Source organism: Brevibacillus dissolubilis, assembly GCF_006170445.1.
GTDB classification, from domain to species: Bacteria; Bacillota; Bacilli; order Brevibacillales; family Brevibacillaceae; genus Brevibacillus_B; species Brevibacillus_B dissolubilis.
In genome coordinates this window covers 52,919-68,954 of the sequence record NZ_VCNA01000013.1, presented here as the reverse complement: position 1 = coordinate 68,954, position 16,036 = coordinate 52,919, and the positions used below count along the sequence as shown (strand labels likewise).

The following is a 16,036-nucleotide window of genomic DNA, read 5'->3' as shown; positions in this document are numbered from 1 at the left end:
CTCTTACTGATTTCATTTTTAATCACGTTATAAATACGCGTTACATCGTATCATCTGTCCCCTGATTGGGCAAGTGGAAAGGAGTGTGTGGTGAATGATTGAGCTTGAATCGGTCAAAAAAAGTTTCAGGGACGTGACGGCTGTCGAAGGCATCTCCTTTACGGTGCATCCCGGCGAGGTGCTGGGTCTGTTGGGTGAGAATGGCGCAGGCAAAACCACCACCATGCGGATGATGGCCACGATCTTGACACCGACCGAGGGGGATATCCGTATCGACGGTTTTTCTGTCCGCACGCATCCGATGGAGGTACGCAAGCGCATCGGCCTATTGTTCGGCGGCGATGTGGAGCTGTACGGACGTCTGACGGCGCGTGAAAATATCGCCTATTTCGGCAGATTGTATGGAATTGAAGAAGAGACCCTGCAAAACCGCATTGATGAGCTGAGCGGGATGCTTGAGATGGGTGACTATCTGAACCGCCGCGTCGGGGCTTTTTCGCGTGGAATGAAACAAAAGGTGGCGATCGCCCGCGCGCTCGTCCACAACCCTGACGTGATCCTGTTTGATGAACCGACCACGGGCTTGGACATCAGCTCGGCCAGCGTATTCCGCCGACTGATCCTCGATTTGCGCACCCAAGGCAAGACGATCCTGTTCTCCAGCCACAACATGGGCGAGGTCGAGAAGCTGTGTACCCGTCTGGTGATCATTCACCGGGGCGGGATGATTTTTGAAGGGACGATTCCAGCCCTGCGCGAGCAATACGGCACGAATGATCTGGACGAGATCTTCATCCAAGCGGTGGGAGGTGGCAAAAGAAATTGAATGTTCATCATGTCTGGCTGATCTTTCATAAAGAATTTATTGATCTGATCCGCGACCGGAAAACCTGGATCGGTGCTTTTGTCATCCCAATCATCGTCATTCCATTTGTGGTCTCTCTGCTTGGCTCTTCGATGGATGCGATCCGCAAAGAAGCCAATGAATACATACCGCTCATCATCATCGGCAACACACAGCATGAGCTTGTCCAACAGATCCGCAAGACCCGAGGCGTTACCTTGCTGGAGAGCCCAGACCCGCTCCAATCACTGCGGGACGGAGGGGTGCGCGCCGTCATCGAGATCCCGCGCGACCTGCAAAAGACACTGCTGCAAGGCAACTCAGCCAACATCCGCATCTGGTATGACCCGTCCAACCAAAAATCAGAGATTGCCAAGACGATCATTCAGGAAGCGTTTACAGAATATGAGAAAACGATTGTCCAGCAGCGGCTGCGCCATGTGGGACTTTCCTATAGCACGATCAAGCCGATCTCGACTCAGTTTGAAAGCGTAGCGAGTGATGAAAAGATCTCCGGCAGCCTGCTATCCGGCATGTTTACCATTGTCCTGATCTTGTCGCTTGCCTCAGGGGGAATTGCCTGTGCCACCGACCTGATCGCCGGGGAACGGGAGCGGGGGACGCTTGAGACCCTGATCAGCGCACCTGTATCTGCCAACAGCATTCTCACTGCCAAGCTGATGGCCGTCATGCTGATGAGCGGCATCTCCGCCTTGGCTTCGATTACCAGTGTATCGATTATTTTTAGTCTGACGACACTGGAGGGGCAGAGTGCTCCGTTTACCCTCAGTTTTTTGACGGTTCCGTCTGTCATCACGCTACTCTTGATGATTATCCTGTTGTCCGCTATGTTCGCTGGGGTTGAACTGGCGATCAGTACGTTAGCGAAATCATTTAAAGAATCACAGACGTACCTGACGCCGATCGTCTTCGTCGCGATGGTGCCGTCCTACATGCTGATGCCGCTCAATCCTGTCGATATTCCGTTGCTGTATTATGTATTGCCGATTTTTAACGGGGTGGCGGTGTTCAAAGAGATCTTTTTCGGCGAACTCCAGCTGGCCCACGCACTGATGGCCATTGGCTCCTCGATGATCTATGTATTGATTGCGATTACGCTTGCCGCTAAGTTTTTCAGCAGGGAAGATCTGTTGGTGAAGTAGAAAAAAGCACTCAGGAGATGGGGATCAACTATGACTCGTTAGACATCCTGAGTGCTTTTTGCTCTTACCCCTTTTGCGGAGTCATTGGAATTTTGACCGTAAAGGTACTTCCTTTGCCTGAAGTGCTGGTTACTTTAATGGTGCCGTGATGGGCCTCCACAATCCATTTGGCGATGGCCAGACCCAGACCGGTTCCGCCCATCTGCTTGGACCTGTTTTTATCGACGCGGTAAAACCGGTCAAAGATCCGCTCTTGATCCTCGATGGGGATTCCAACCCCTGTATCTTGGACGGTTATGAACAGATGGGGGTGTTTGTCAGGGGATTCGATGGACATGGACAGATTCACGTCTCCCCCTGTTGGCGTGTATTTGATCGCATTGTCCAGTAAGATATAGACCAGCTGCGTCAATCTCTCATAGTCGCCATATACCGGGAGCGTGACAGGAGCGTTCAGGTACAGCCCGATTGTTTTGGAGTGAGCTAGAGTCTGAGTGGAACGCAGCAGCTGTTCGAGAGGCGGGATGAAATCAAAGGTCTCATACTGAAGATCAGGGAGACCAGAGTCAGAACGGGCCAGTGTCAGTAAGTCACTTACCAGCTTGGTCATCCGTCTCACTTCATCTTTCATCGTGAGCAAGACATTCCGCGAAAAGTCGGAGAGATCGCCTTCCTCCATCTCGATCACATCCAGAGACGAGTGCAAAATACTGAGCGGTGTCCGTAATTCATGGGAAGCATCCGCGACAAACTCCCGCTGGCGCTGGAAGGATTGACGGATGGGGATCATCGCCCGTTTGGACATCCAAAAGCCGAGCAACAGGGCAATTCCCAAAAAGAGCACCCCAAGTGAACCGAGAATGATCAGCAGGCGTTGGATCAATTGGGTGGTAAAGGAAATTTCTTTACCGGTATAAAAGATCCCGACCAGCTGATTATCCACATAGATGGCACGGCCGGCCATCATTAATTGGATGTCACGGGCAACCTGTGGAGCCGGTTTTCCAGGCCGGGTGGGAGGGAGCGGAGGTGTGATCGTACCATAGCGAATCTCAGATTTGTCAGGGACCCAGCCACGGACGAGCTTCAGCACCTTTGGCCGGACCGGATGGATGAATTCATCACCGAACAGCAGCTTGCCGCTTGGGCTTACCACATAGTAAAAGAATTGATTGCCGCTCTGCCGGATCGTATTGAGATTATCAAACTCTTCCGGACTCAGAAAACCGTCATCAAGCGAGTCTCTCATCAGGATGGCTTCCTGATCGGTAATGGACCGCAGCTGTCTTTCCTGTTCAAAAGAAATCGCGAAATCAACCAAAAAGTACACGATGAAAATAAACAAGGCCAGAAAAATCATCAACAGCACACAGTATTGCAAGGTCAACCGATGCTGCGTCTGGACAAATAAATCTTTTCTCCAGTTGCGAAGCCATGACAGGCGATTACGAATCAAGTTTGTATCCCACCCCGCGAATGCTTTGAATAATATCGTTTTCACTGTCTCCCTTCAGCTTCTTGCGCAACAGCTTGATCGTCGCATCGATCGTCTTAATCGACACCTCTGCATCCAATCCCCAGATGCGGTCGTAGATGACTTCGCGGGAGAGGACTTGTCCTTTATTTCGGATTAATAGATCTAATAATTGATATTCCCGTGGGGTTAGCTGGATTTCTTCCTGACCGTGAAACACGGTACGGTTGGTCAGGTTGACTTTGATATTTTGGATTTCGATGATCTGCTCTTGGAAGGGGGCAAAATTCCGGCGGGATAACGCACGTAACCGGGCGAGGAGCTCATCGATCTCAAAAGGCTTCACCAAATAATCATCAGCACCAGCATCCAGACCGAAAATCCGGTCTTGCAGGGAATCCCTTGCTGTCAGCATTATGATCGCTCCCGTATATCCTTGCTTACGCAGACGCCGGGAAATGTGTATGCCTTCTTCACCGGGAAGCATCCAGTCCAGAATCAGCACATCATAGTGCGAATGTGTAGCATAATCGTACACATCGCCGCCTTCCGTCACCCATTCGACCTGATAGCCTCCCTTCTTTTTCAGCATGTGAGCGATCAACTCTCCCAAACGAAGGTCGTCTTCAGCCAGCAAGATATTCATAACAGAAACACTCCTTCCTCTGCGATTGATTCCCCGTCTCCTTGTCTTCTCCTATCCTACCTGATTTTCATGAAAAATAAATGAAGTTCCATGTTTCGGTTCGTTTTTCATCAACTTTTCACTTTCTTTTACTAAAATTGGGTGTGGTGAAGAAATGGATTTCCGATATTCGAAATCCTCTACGGATAGGAAATGCTTGAACAAATCGAAATGGAGGCATGATCATATGATCGGGAAGAAAAAAATACTCTCTGTACTCGCGTTGGCTACGTTGCCGCTGATCGGGGTTGGGATGACTCCTGCCAGCACCGATGCGGCAGTTGCGACGAAGAACGTTCAGGTAAAATATAATAACGTGAAGGTTATGTATAACGGTGGTCTCGTATCGACAGATATTGAACCGTTCCTGATTAACGGCACGACCTATATTCCTGTCCGCATGATGGCAGGTGTATTTAACAAGGACGTTGCATGGGACGGCACTACCTCGACCGTTAAGGTAAATGATAAGGTTGATACACGTATCGCTAACCTTGAGTCACAGATTGCTGCGTTGAAAGCGGAGATTGCGAACAAGGATTCTAAGATTCGCAGCTTAGAAGACGAGATTGCCGATTATGAAGAAGACGAAGATGACAATGATTACGAAGATGACATCGACGATCTGGAAGATGATCTCAATGACAGCTATTCCGATTACGCCGATCTGGAATGGAGCATTTATGTAAGCGGCGATGAGGACGATATCGATGTAGAGATCGAGATCGATCTGGATGAATACGAAGATGATTTCGAAGATTTGGATACCAGTGACATCGAAGAGCTCGTAGAAAGCGTCACAGAGGATGTATGGGACGTATTCGAGGATGCGGATGTTCACGGTGTCATCATCGACAGCGCTGAAGACGATGAACTGCACGAGTTCGAAGGTTATGCTGACGACGGTACAATTGAATTGGACGATGACGAGATTTAATCGATAAATCGAGCCGAAAAGCTAAGCGTAAGACTATGAAACAAGCACCCTGCACGCGACAGGGCTGCTTGTTTTTATTTTTTTCAAAATATAATGAGAAAAACGGTTGATCGGGTGTATACTACAACCAAATCCAATCCATCTAGGACATATGGAAGAGACGGAGTGATGAACGTGAATCCCTACTATTTTGGTGTGCTCTTAGTGGCGCTTTCGGCGACTGGCTTTGGGATCATGCCGATTTTCGCCAAGTTCGCCTACCAAGGGGGCGCTGATGTAACGACTTTGTTGTGTCTGCGGTTTGCTTTGGCAGGGCTGTTGTTTTTTATCTATCTCAAAAGCAAGCGGGCCAATCTTCACGTGAGCCGAAAGCATCTGCTCGCCCTGTTCCTGCTTGGCGGGGTGGGATATACGCTGCAATCGATCAGTTATTTTACTGCGGTTAAATTCATCCCGGCTTCGCTGGTGGCGTTGCTGTTGTATACGTTCCCGATTTTTGTGACAATCTTGGCTTTCCTGCTGGATCGGGAAAAGCTGACGAAAAAAGTAATCGGTGCTATTTTTCTATCTATCTTGGGCCTGATGCTGGTGATGGGGACGAATTTTGGTGAGCTGAATATGATCGGGATTCTCTACGCCTGTGCCGCTGCTGTCGTGTATGCGGGCTATGTGTTTTTCAGCAATCGGGTGCTGCAGCAGGTACAGCCGATGGTAGCGAGTCTGTATATATCCGCATTCGCGGCACTTACGCTGGTGATGATGGGGATGAGTACGGACAGTCTGCAACTGGGATTTGAATGGAAGGCATGGGCGGCACTGATCGGAATCGTCCTGATCTCGACGATGATGTCTATGCTCACTCTGTTTCAAGGGATGAAGCTAGTCGGCAGCACAAGGGCATCGGTCATCAGCATGATCGAGCCGTTGCTGACGATTGGATTCTCCGCGATGCTGTTCGGAGAGAGGCTGACCATGATCCAAGGGCTAGGGGTAGCCGCCGTGCTGGCCGGGGCGATGATCGTGGTGGGGTTGCAGGGACAGAAAAGTCAGGAGAGCGTCGGAGGGTAAATTTATTTGAAGGCCCCGTTGTCTTTTGCCAGAATGAAAGGAAAGGGTGAGAGGGAGAAGGGGTATCGGGCATGGAGGTTTTTTATCATGGGACGGTGCGTTCCTTTGCGGATGAGATCGTGCGGACACAGCGGCTCGGGTATTCCGGCGGGGAGCAGCACTTTTTGGGGAATGGTGTGTATCTGTATAAGGAACAGCTGCAGGCCAGGGTCTGGGCGGAGATGAAGGCGAAGTCCCGGATGTCTGAGCCGGTGGTACTGCGGGTTGGGGTTTGTGTGCCGGGGTTGGAGTATTTGGATTTGGATTTGAGAGCGAACCAAGATGAGTTTTTTTATTGGAGACAACAATACTTGAAAAAACTAGGTTTGCCTGGGGCACAGCATCCATACTATACAGACAGCCATTTTTGCGACTTTATATCAGAAGTGCTGTCTGTTAACATGCTTGCAAAAACATTCGTATACGTCCATAAGAAAGAGCAGCAGTTACCTGTGCTCCACACGAATCAAAAGCAGACAAACCGTAATATAACGAGACATTTTCGGACTGAGAAACAATATTGTTTAAAGGAAGACAGCTGGATCAAGGATATTAGTGAATGGCAGGTGAGTGATTATGGATAAGCACGTGAAGTGGGGGTTAATGAAGGAATACTTCGATAATGTAACGGTTGAGCAGCTTATTGAAGACTCTAAAAGAGCAGGTATGATCTTTGGACCAAGTGAGCCCTACCTCCCCAAACCCATCAAAGCCCGTATCCGCCAAGGCCTCCGTCCCAAACGCATAACCGCCATCTGGTTTGAGGGCAAACCCCTCTACTACGCCAAAAAGCACCCTTGGGAAAAGCAAAAACATACGTCTCCACAAAATCCAACCTAACGAACATACAAAAAAGTGGCTCTCCTTTTCTGACAAGGGAGGCCACTTTCTCATTTGCTATGGATTTATTTGTTTTTCTAAGCCATTTTCGCGCGAACCAGCCAGCCCGCACCGATTACTCCGGCATCATTCCCAAGCGTCGCCGGGAGAATCTCGCAGTTCTCAGCCGCATACGCCCACGTGTACTTATCAAAAGACTCACGAATTCGGCTGAACAAAAACTCACCTGCGGCAGACACACCGCCACCGATGACGATTTTCGCAGGGTTGAGAACATTGCCCAGATGGGACATCCCAAAGCCGAGATAGAATGCCGCACGATCAACCACGCCCACTGCTCCTGTGTCGCCCGCAAGCGCTGCATCAAATACATCCTTGGCAGTCAGCTTGCCTTTTGCTTCAAGTGCCGCCGCTAATGCCGTGCTTTCACCAGAACGGGCCGCCTGCTCGCCTTCACGGATGATCGCGGTGGCAGAAGAGAGGGTTTCGAGGCATCCGGTTTTGCCGCAGTTACATTGCGGACCGCCCTCTGGCACAATCGTCATGTGACCGATCTCGCCGCCGACTCCAGATACACCGTGCACGATTTCACCGCCAATGATGACACCGCCACCGACACCCGTCCCGATGGTAACCGCCACGAGGTCTTTTGCACCTTGACCGGCTCCGCGCCACATCTCGCCCAGTGCTGCCGCATTGGCATCGTTGTCGACGTAGGCTGGCACGCCTGTGAGCCCTTCAACCTTAGCTTTGAGCGGCGTGTTTTTCCAATGAAGATTAACCGCTTCCAAAACAACTCCAGTATCAGCTTCGACCGGCCCTGGCACGCCGATTCCGATCCCAACTACGCGCTCCATGGAGGCGTTTTCTTTTTGCAAAAGTCCGTTGGTCATCTCGACGATCTTGCTGATCACGCTATCTTCACCAGCAGCAACCGGTGTCGGCTCCGATGATTTATGTAAAATATCTCCGTTGGTATTCAGTAAGGCTACCTTAATCCCGGTTCCCCCGATGTCTACCCCGACGATCAGATCTTTAGTCACGATAAACTCCCCCTTTGGCACGATCTTCTGACACGTGCATTTTCCATTTCTTTATCTTATCATAATCGTATTACCTTCGCATATTGATTCCCAAAAATGGCGATACAGGATATCATGTGTAGAGAGATGAAATCGAACAGAACGGAAGAAGGGAAGAGAGTGAAAAGAGCACGCCTGATCTACAATCCGACGTCGGGGAGAGAAGCAGTCCGCCGCCGTTTACCGGATATATTGGATATTTTGGAGGCAGCCGGATACGAGACCTCCTGCCACGCCACCAAAGGCGAATACGATGCCACCCGTGAGGCAGAGCGCGCTGTGGCCCGCGGCTTCGACTTAATCATCGCGGCCGGGGGAGACGGCACGATCTACGAGGTCGTCAACGGCATGGCCGAAAAGAAACACCGCCCCAAGCTCGGCATCATCCCGACCGGCACCACGAACGACTTTGCCCGTGCCATCGGTTTGCCGCGCTCGATTGCACACGCCACCGAGATCATCGCACAGGGCCATACCCGTAAAGTGGATCTGGGCCGGATCAATGACCGTTATTTTATCAACATCGCGGGTGGCGGCTCGATGACCGAACTCACCTACGAGGTCCCAAGCAAGCTCAAAACCATGATCGGCCAGCTTGCTTACTACGTCAAAGGCATGGAAAAGCTCCCGTTCATCCGCCCGACCCACATCAAGCTGGAGACACGGGACGGAGTGGTGCTCGACGACGAGATCATGCTGTTCCTCATCGCCAACAGCCATTCCGTCGGCGGCTTCGACAAGCTTGCACCCAAAGCCAGCCTCTCCGACGGCAAGTTCGACTGCCTCGTCCTGAAAAAAACCTCACTCCCCGAGTTCATCCGCCTTGCCACCATGGCACTCAAGGGCGACCATGTCAAAGACCCGAACATCATCTATTTCCAATCGGACTACATCAAAGCGACCACAGAAGGTGCGGCCACAGTCCAGCTGAACTTAGACGGTGAGCTCGGCGGTCAGCTCCCATGCGTCTGCCACGCCCTGCCGGGTCATATCGAAGTTTTTGTGCCATAATAATACCAATTCGTCTGTCATCATAAAAAGCAAAGCAAGCCAAAAAGGAGTCAACATATAGTGGCAAAAACCCAACCGAAAAAACGAAATGCAAATAAGAATACCAATAGAAAACCACAACAAAGCAAAGCAGCTGCAGCAGAGAAAAACTACCCGGTCCAGCTCGGACAGATCGTTGAGCTGGAGATCACCGGACTCAGCCACGAAGGCGCCGGGGTGGGCCGCTACAATGGCTACACCCTGTTTGTCCCGCAAGCCCTGCCGACCGAAGTGGTCAAGGCCAAGGTCGTGCACGCCAAAAGAAACTTCGGCTTCGCTGACCTGGTAGAGATCGTCCAAGCAGGTGCCCAGCGCGTCGCCCCACCCTGTCCGGTATACGACCGCTGCGGTGGCTGTTCGCTCCAGCATCTCGCATACAGTGAACAACTCGTACATAAACAACAGATCGTCATCGACAACCTCCGCCGCATCGGTGGCTTCGAGATAGGCGAGGGCGGTATCACTGTGCATCCGACGCTCGGCATGGACAACCCTTGGCGCTACCGAAACAAAGCCCAAGTCCCGATCGGCGAAGAAGAAGGCGGACTTGTCGGCGGCTTCTACGCGGAAAAATCGCACGACATTATTGATATAGATGAATGCTTAATCCAACACGAGGCCAACGATGAAGTCGTCAACGCGGTCAAGCGCATCGCGTCCAAGCTCGGCATCCAGCCGTACAACGAGGAGGCGCACACAGGTCTGCTTCGCCATGTCGTCTCCCGCGTCGGTGCCAAAACAGGCGAGCGCATGGTAGTGCTCATCACCACGGAAGATTTCATCCCGCAACGAGATCTGTTGGTCGAGATGATCGTCCAACAGGTGCCAGGCGTGAAGAGCATCGTGCAGAATATCAACGACCGCAAGACCAACGTGATTTTCGGCGACAAGACCGTAACACTCTGGGGCAACGATGTGATCTACGATTATATCGGGCCGATCAAGTTCGCGATCTCGGCGCGTTCGTTCTATCAGGTGAATCCGGAGCAGACGGAAGTGCTGTATGGCAAGACGCTGGAGTATGCAGGACTGACTGGTAATGAGTCGGTGATCGACGCGTACTGTGGCATCGGAACGATTTCGCTGTTCCTCGCGCAGAAGGCGAAGTATGTGTACGGCGTAGAGATCGTGCCGGAAGCGATTGAGGATGCGAAGCGGAATGCGGAGCTCAACGGGTTTGAGAATGTGATTTTTGAAGTAGGTGCGGCGGAGAGTGTGATGCCGCGTTGGAAGTTTGAAGGAGTACGTGCGGATGTGATTGTGGTGGACCCGCCGAGGAAAGGGTGCGATGAGGCGCTGTTGACCACGATACTTCAGATGAAGCCGGAGAAGGTTGTGTATGTGAGCTGTAATCCGAGTACGCTGGCAAGGGATTTGAAAGTGTTGGCGGAGGCGTATGAGGTGGTTGAGGTGCAGCCGGTGGATATGTTTCCGAATACCGGACATGTGGAGAGTGTGGCGAGGCTGGATTTTAAGATCAAATGAATTAATTAAGAAATTAAACATGGAACGAAAAGCATCTGCTTGTACAATAGACAGATGCTTTTTTATTATGCTGTACCAATTTAAAGATTTTGCCAATTATCCGACAAATTATAACAAAATGAGCTATACTGATTATTAAGAGACGGAATGTAAATAACTAGTCTCTAGATAAATCAGGGGTGATATTCATGGGAGCACTTCGAAAGGCAGATTACTATTATGGAGCGCTACTTTCTGTATTAATTAATAGTGGTTTAGTACCCGCACTATTCGAAAAAGACAATGAGAAGCGGCAAATTTACAAAATCACAACCAATAAAGACAATTATATTATCTATTCAAAATACCATACTTCACCGACTGGAACGAAGAACTTTTCATGGGCATTTACGTTTACGGAAGCTGAAATAGAGGAAATTAAAGAATTAAAGAAACATAGCGGAAAAGTTGTTTTCGCTTTAATTTGTAGTCAAAAACAATTAAATGACTATAATCAAGAAATCGCAATTGTGAGTTGGGATGAGTTCATTCAATGTGTTCAAATAAATAAACAGGAATATAAAGGAAGTCCCCGTCTTTCAGTTAGACTTATGAAAGGCTCTCATTATTTACGTATTTATGGTAGCGGGAGGGCAGATATGCTAGGGAACCAAGATAATACAATAAAAATCGAAAGAAATAGATTAAGCTCACTGTAAAATGATTAGACTAAGTAACAAAGATGAGTTCTTAGTACTTTATTCTTAATTGAATGTATAATGTGGAGGGCTTCTTGCAATGAAGACAACATTAACTGCTCAAGAAACACCATTACATAAAGTATTTTCGGATGATTACTTATTTACAATTCCTTCAGTTCAGAGACCTTATTCTTGGACGACCGATGAAGCAGGAGAGCTTTTGGATGATGTATTAGAATTCATTGAACATTATGGGATTACTGAAAAAAATGTAAGTGATATAGACGAACCATATTTTCTGGGGAGCATTGTTTTAGTGAAACAAGATACACCGATGTCAGAGGTGTTGGATGGTCAGCAACGTTTGACCACGTTAACAATATTATTGGCTGTACTTCGAGATTATTTAAGCGGGGAATACGCTGTTGAAATTGAGAGTATGATTATTCAGAAAGGTAGCAAAATCAGGAATATAGCTGATACATACCGTCTTCGGTTGCGAAATCGAGATAATGATTTCTTTAGGCAATATATTCAAGATAAAGGTGCGATTCAAAAGATCAAAGAAAATACACCGGTTAAGACAGATAGTCAAAAGGCGATCCGGGATAATGCGCTTTATTTTATGGATCGGCTTAATGAGTTAGATGAGCAGACCATAAAGACACTCCCTGGTGTTATAGCTACGCTTTGTTATATTGTAATAGTGTCTACTCCTAATTTTGACTCGGCATTCCGTATTTTTACTGTATTGAATGATCGAGGATTAGATTTGATGACCAGTGATATATTTAAAGCACGCGTGATTGGGGATGTACCTGAGAGCGAGCAAGATGACTATACAAATAGATGGGAAAATGTTGAGGTTTCATTAGGAAGAGATCGATTTAATAAATTATTTGACCATATACGGATGGTTATTCAGAAGCGCAAGGGAAGTGCTAATTCTAAGGAAGAATATAATGAGATTTTTTCAGGAATTAGTGGAAAACGTTTCATTGATGAAGTATTGATCCCGTATAGTGAAATTTATTTAAAATTAGTAGATTATCGTTCTTATTACAGTACTCAGCCAAGATTAGTAAAGATGCTAAGCTTGTTAAACCGAATAGATAATAGTGACTGGATTCCAATTGCTATGTTATACATGCATAAAAACAACACTAATTTGGAATCTTTTCTACACCGTTTAGAAACGTTTGCGGGTATCAGTATGATTTTAAGAAAAAATTTCAACTGGAGACAGTCTAAATATTCTTCAATCCTTAAGGAAATGGATCGAGGAGTGAATATTTTCTCGGCAGATTCGACGTTAGAAATAACAAATGAAGATAAGCAAGAAGTTTTAAAAAAGCTAAAGGGTGATGTGTATACAGAATTAAAAGATACGGCCAGAAGATATGTGCTTCTTCGTTTAGATTCAATGCTTACAAACGGTCAGCCATATTATGACCATACAGTCATTACCGTTGAACATGTGCTGCCTCAAACACCGAAGCAAGATAGTGAGTGGTTGAAAAACTTCGATAACCCATCTGAATATGTTCATAAATTAGGGAATCTAGTACTACTAACACGGGCGAAAAATTCCCAAGCCCGGAATTATGACTTTGAAAAGAAAAAAACCTCTTATTTTCAAACAAAAAGTGGTGTATCCAATTTTGCTTTAACAACTCAAGTTATTCAGGAAAGGGAGTGGACACCTGATATTGTAGATGTGAGACAGAAGCAACTTATACAACTGCTAGTTAACGAGTGGAAGTTGAAAGTGGATTAATACACCAGAGTTTTCCGAGACTTCTCAAAGTGTGCGTGAAGTAAGAGAGTCTTTTGAAAAAACTCAGACAAACTTGCGTTCGATTCTGTAAAATATTCTGTGTAAACTCTCAAACTTACCTGTACATTATGTTCTGTAAGGAAAGGTTGGGAGTTTTTATTATGGGCCTGGCTAATTTCAAGTAGTACATATACACATGTTCACTGGATGGTTCTATTCACTCTTTTATGGTAGTATTAGTAATGGTTTCCTCTAGATTATAGAGAAACGTGCTTTTCGAGAACAACGCTGATGAAACAATAAACAAGATCCACCAAGCAGAAATGCAAAGGGTGAAAGGTGCAAATTATCAAGGAATTATCATAACGTCTTTTGCACTAGATTAGGAGCAATGGTTTTGATATCTACTTAAATATAAGGGAGCGTAAAAGCCTATGATCAGCAAACTCGGTCAAATCATGTTGTACGTCAATAACCAAGACGAGGCAGTGAACTTTTGGACAGAAAAAGTAGGATTCACTGTCATTTCTGAAGAAAACAACGGTCAAGGATTTAGATGGATTGAAATTGCACCAACCAAGGGAGCAGACACAAGCATCATTCTGCACAATAAGGAATTCGTTGCTAAGATGTCACCAGATATGAATCTGGGCACACCTTCTTTAATGTTCTTTACGGAAAATCTCGATCAATTATACAGCGACTTATCCAATAAAAATGTCAAAGTCGGCGAAATTGTAGAAATGCCATCTGGCAGAGTATTTAACTTTGCAGATGATGAAGAAAATTACTTCGCTGTTATGGAAAAGAAATAAACACCCTCAACTCGAAACTATACATGAAATAGCCTTGCCGTTGATTCCATCAAGACAGATGACTCTTGATGGAATTTCTTCGTGTTTGAGAAGCTTGGTCTATTATATATTTTATATCCATTTTAAAAGGAACTGTCCCGATTTGTTACCGACACCGATTCCAATATATAGGGCATGTTGATATTGAAGGTTTTGTTGCATTTTATAAAAGTGAAGCTTTTTTAGATCAAAATCATTAGGGGACGTCTTCTTTTTAATCTCGATAACCAGCAAGTTATTTTTTGTGCCTCGATGATGGATAACGATATCGGGTAATACCGTTCTACCTTTCCTGCCGGTGTGTGTTTTTAATTCATCTAAAATTTTCTTGTCCAAACCATTCCTATTGTACTCGCAATCAACACACCAATCCGGGAATTGTTCTTCTAAATAGACGGCAAGACGGTGCGCTATTGACCGCTCGCTTGAATCGTTTATTAATAGATAGATGTCTCTTGAGAGTAACTTCTTAAGTGCGAATAATACCTTTTGATTTACGGTTTCGTGTGATTCCAGCAAAAAGATCACTCCTCAAAGGAAGTATAGCAAAAATACGTAGGAATTATTGCGTGAGTTTTTCGCTGTATAACTTAGATATAGCAATGGTTTCCCCCACTTGTTAACTCCCATCGAATCAGTTAGCATAGAACCAACACAAAGATAGGAGAAACAAGCACTATGGTCTTCAGCAATCTCGTCTTTCTCTACCTCTTCCTCCCCGCAATTATTGCACTCTACTATATCGTCCCCAAATCTCTCAAAAACACCATGCTCCTCCTAGCAAGTCTGCTCTTCTACGCCTGGGGCGAGCCGATCTACGTCTTCCTCATGCTCGGCACCATCGTCGTCAACTACGCATGCGGACTATGGCTGCACAGCTCCCCCTCGGAAAAGGGGCGAAAAGGCGTACTCACCATCGCCATACTAGCCAACCTAGGCATCCTCGGCTTTTACAAATACGCAGCTTTTTTTGCAACGAATATCAACAACCTTCTGAACACGCATATCCCCGTTCCGGCCATCGCGCTGCCGATTGGGATTTCCTTTTTCACGTTTCATGCGATGAGCTACATCATCGACGTATACCGCAGGCATGTGCCGCCGCAGCGGAATGTGTTTGATCTCACCTTGTACTTTTCCTTCTTCCCGCAGTTAGTGGCGGGGCCGATCATCCGCTATCATGAGGTGGCAGAGCAGTTTCAGCATCGGACACATACACGCGAAAAATTTGTAAGTGGTATCGAACGCTTTTTACTTGGACTCTCCAAAAAAGTCTTGCTGGCAAACCCGCTGGGGGCGATTGCGGATGAGATTTTTGCGCTTTCGGCAGGGGATCTGTCGTCGGCGACCGCTTGGATTGGGATCGCGGCGTATACCATGCAGATCTACTTCGATTTCTCGGGGTACAGTGACATGGCGATTGGGCTTGCGAAGATGTTTGGCTTTGAATTTCAGGAGAATTTCCGCTTTCCCTATATCTCACGGTCGGTCAGTGAATTCTGGCGTCGTTGGCATATTTCGCTCGGAAGCTGGTTCCGCGATTATGTCTATATTCCGCTGGGCGGCAACCGCGTTGTTCCGTGGAAAGCATACCGGAACCTGCTGGTCGTCTGGACATTGACAGGCTTTTGGCACGGGGCGAGCTGGACGTTTATGGCTTGGGGCTTTTACTATGGGATTTTGATTTCCTTAGAAAAGGCTGGGCTGGAAAAACGGTTGGCTGGCTGGTGGCGGCCGCTTCAGCATGTGTACGTGCTGTTGGCTGTGATGATTGGGTGGGTGTTTTTCCGTGCGGATGATTTTGGGCACTCGATGGCGTATCTGGGCGCGATGTTTGGCGGGGCCAGTGCGTGGGTGGATGGTCAGGCGCGGGTGCTGTTGAGTGATAACCTGTGGATTCTGCTCATCGGGGTGGTCTTGTGTGCGCCCGTGTATGACAGGCTTCGTCTGTCGCTGTGGGTGAAGACGCCGATGCTTCTGACCTACCTGTTGATCTGTACGATGTATCTGGTCAATTCGACGTACAACCCGTTCATCTACTTCCGATTCTAAGGCAGA

General features: G+C 47.5%; 16 protein-coding genes. 12 read left to right on the top strand and 4 right to left on the bottom strand.

Annotated features, from left to right (window positions below):
- Positions 1–94 precede the first annotated feature (94 nt).
- Both FGI41_RS20505 and FGI41_RS20500 read left to right on the top strand, forming a co-directional pair.
- A complete protein-coding gene (locus FGI41_RS20505) occupies positions 95–826 on the top strand; it encodes an ABC transporter ATP-binding protein (protein WP_139492177.1) in 732 nt (243 codons plus the stop codon).
- Complete coding sequence (locus FGI41_RS20500) at positions 823–2,007, top strand: ABC transporter permease (RefSeq protein WP_139492176.1); 1,185 nt, start codon at positions 823–825, stop codon at positions 2,005–2,007. Before FGI41_RS20505 ends, FGI41_RS20500 begins: the two co-directional genes overlap by 4 nt.
- Before the next feature lie 64 nt (positions 2,008–2,071).
- Here the strand turns inward: FGI41_RS20500 and FGI41_RS20495 are convergent, their stop codons facing one another.
- Positions 2,072–3,463 carry a sensor histidine kinase gene (locus tag FGI41_RS20495; protein WP_255298567.1) on the bottom strand — a complete coding sequence of 464 codons (1,392 nt, stop codon included), beginning with the start codon at positions 3,461–3,463 and terminating at the stop codon, positions 2,072–2,074.
- Positions 3,453–4,127 carry a response regulator transcription factor gene (locus tag FGI41_RS20490; RefSeq protein ID WP_139492175.1) on the bottom strand — a complete coding sequence of 225 codons (675 nt, stop codon included), beginning with the start codon at positions 4,125–4,127 and terminating at the stop codon, positions 3,453–3,455. The genes FGI41_RS20495 and FGI41_RS20490 overlap by 11 nt, the downstream gene beginning before the upstream one ends.
- A 226-nt stretch (positions 4,128–4,353) precedes the next feature.
- Between FGI41_RS20490 and FGI41_RS20485 the strand changes: the two genes are divergently transcribed.
- The 4 genes from FGI41_RS20485 to FGI41_RS20470 all read left to right on the top strand — a co-directional run bounded on the left by FGI41_RS20485 (position 4,354) and on the right by FGI41_RS20470 (position 7,050).
- Complete coding sequence (locus FGI41_RS20485) at positions 4,354–5,103, top strand: stalk domain-containing protein (RefSeq protein WP_139492174.1); 750 nt, start codon at positions 4,354–4,356, stop codon at positions 5,101–5,103.
- A gap of 168 nt (positions 5,104–5,271) precedes the next feature.
- Entirely contained in the window at positions 5,272–6,171 is a 900-nt protein-coding gene (locus tag FGI41_RS20480) for a DMT family transporter (RefSeq protein ID WP_255298566.1), read from the top strand.
- A 71-nt stretch (positions 6,172–6,242) separates the two neighbouring features.
- Positions 6,243–6,794: a hypothetical protein gene (locus FGI41_RS20475; protein ID WP_139492173.1), complete on the top strand. Its 552-nt coding sequence runs from the start codon at positions 6,243–6,245 to the stop codon at positions 6,792–6,794.
- Positions 6,787–7,050 (top strand): hypothetical protein, encoded by a 264-nt coding sequence (locus FGI41_RS20470; protein ID WP_139492172.1) that lies wholly within the window; start codon positions 6,787–6,789, stop codon positions 7,048–7,050. Before FGI41_RS20475 ends, FGI41_RS20470 begins: the two co-directional genes overlap by 8 nt.
- A gap of 77 nt (positions 7,051–7,127) precedes the next feature.
- On the opposite strand, the gene FGI41_RS20465 is transcribed toward FGI41_RS20470, so the two are convergent.
- Positions 7,128–8,093 (bottom strand): ROK family glucokinase, encoded by a 966-nt coding sequence (locus tag FGI41_RS20465; protein ID WP_139492171.1) that lies wholly within the window; start codon positions 8,091–8,093, stop codon positions 7,128–7,130.
- A gap of 159 nt (positions 8,094–8,252) precedes the next feature.
- Here FGI41_RS20465 and FGI41_RS20460 point away from each other — a divergent pair, with 159 nt between their 5' ends.
- The 5 genes from FGI41_RS20460 (at position 8,253) to FGI41_RS20440 (ending at position 13,939) form a co-directional block, all read left to right on the top strand.
- Positions 8,253–9,143, top strand: coding sequence for a diacylglycerol kinase (locus FGI41_RS20460; RefSeq protein ID WP_139492170.1), 891 nt, complete (start codon positions 8,253–8,255; stop codon positions 9,141–9,143).
- 60 nt (positions 9,144–9,203) lie between these two features.
- Complete coding sequence (rlmD, locus tag FGI41_RS20455; protein ID WP_139492169.1) at positions 9,204–10,667, top strand: 23S rRNA (uracil(1939)-C(5))-methyltransferase RlmD; 1,464 nt, start codon at positions 9,204–9,206, stop codon at positions 10,665–10,667.
- Between the two features lie 188 nt (positions 10,668–10,855).
- Positions 10,856–11,365, top strand: coding sequence for a hypothetical protein (locus FGI41_RS20450; RefSeq protein ID WP_139492168.1), 510 nt, complete (start codon positions 10,856–10,858; stop codon positions 11,363–11,365).
- 79 nt (positions 11,366–11,444) lie between these two features.
- Complete coding sequence (locus tag FGI41_RS20445) at positions 11,445–13,124, top strand: DUF262 domain-containing protein (RefSeq protein ID WP_139492167.1); 1,680 nt, start codon at positions 11,445–11,447, stop codon at positions 13,122–13,124.
- Positions 13,125–13,558: 434 nt separating this feature from the next.
- Complete coding sequence (locus FGI41_RS20440) at positions 13,559–13,939, top strand: VOC family protein (RefSeq protein WP_139492166.1); 381 nt, start codon at positions 13,559–13,561, stop codon at positions 13,937–13,939.
- 111 nt (positions 13,940–14,050) lie between these two features.
- On the opposite strand, the gene FGI41_RS20435 is transcribed toward FGI41_RS20440, so the two are convergent.
- The gene (locus FGI41_RS20435) at positions 14,051–14,497 is read right to left on the bottom strand and encodes a hypothetical protein (RefSeq protein ID WP_139492165.1); all 447 of its coding nucleotides are present in this window, start codon (positions 14,495–14,497) and stop codon (positions 14,051–14,053) included.
- Between the two features lie 159 nt (positions 14,498–14,656).
- On the opposite strand from FGI41_RS20435, the gene FGI41_RS20430 reads away from it, so the two are divergent.
- Positions 14,657–16,030 (top strand): MBOAT family O-acyltransferase, encoded by a 1,374-nt coding sequence (locus FGI41_RS20430; protein WP_139492164.1) that lies wholly within the window; start codon positions 14,657–14,659, stop codon positions 16,028–16,030.
- The last annotated feature ends 6 nt before the right edge of the window (positions 16,031–16,036 follow it).

What these genes read in the sequence shown, in the direction of transcription:
- FGI41_RS20505 (WP_139492177.1), top strand. Translation starts at nt 95, where the DNA reads ATGATTGAGCTTGAATCGGTCAAAAAAAGTTTCAGGGACGTGACGGCT.
- FGI41_RS20490 (WP_139492175.1), bottom strand. Translation starts at nt 4,127, where the DNA reads ATGAATATCTTGCTGGCTGAAGACGACCTTCGTTTGGGAGAGTTGATC.
- FGI41_RS20485 (WP_139492174.1), top strand. Translation starts at nt 4,354, where the DNA reads ATGATCGGGAAGAAAAAAATACTCTCTGTACTCGCGTTGGCTACGTTG.
- FGI41_RS20480 (WP_255298566.1), top strand. Translation starts at nt 5,272, where the DNA reads ATGAACGTGAATCCCTACTATTTTGGTGTGCTCTTAGTGGCGCTTTCG.
- FGI41_RS20475 (WP_139492173.1), top strand. Translation starts at nt 6,243, where the DNA reads ATGGAGGTTTTTTATCATGGGACGGTGCGTTCCTTTGCGGATGAGATC.
- FGI41_RS20470 (WP_139492172.1), top strand. Translation starts at nt 6,787, where the DNA reads ATGGATAAGCACGTGAAGTGGGGGTTAATGAAGGAATACTTCGATAAT.
- FGI41_RS20450 (WP_139492168.1), top strand. Translation starts at nt 10,856, where the DNA reads ATGGGAGCACTTCGAAAGGCAGATTACTATTATGGAGCGCTACTTTCT.
- FGI41_RS20445 (WP_139492167.1), top strand. Translation starts at nt 11,445, where the DNA reads ATGAAGACAACATTAACTGCTCAAGAAACACCATTACATAAAGTATTT.
- FGI41_RS20440 (WP_139492166.1), top strand. Translation starts at nt 13,559, where the DNA reads ATGATCAGCAAACTCGGTCAAATCATGTTGTACGTCAATAACCAAGAC.
- FGI41_RS20430 (WP_139492164.1), top strand. Translation starts at nt 14,657, where the DNA reads ATGGTCTTCAGCAATCTCGTCTTTCTCTACCTCTTCCTCCCCGCAATT.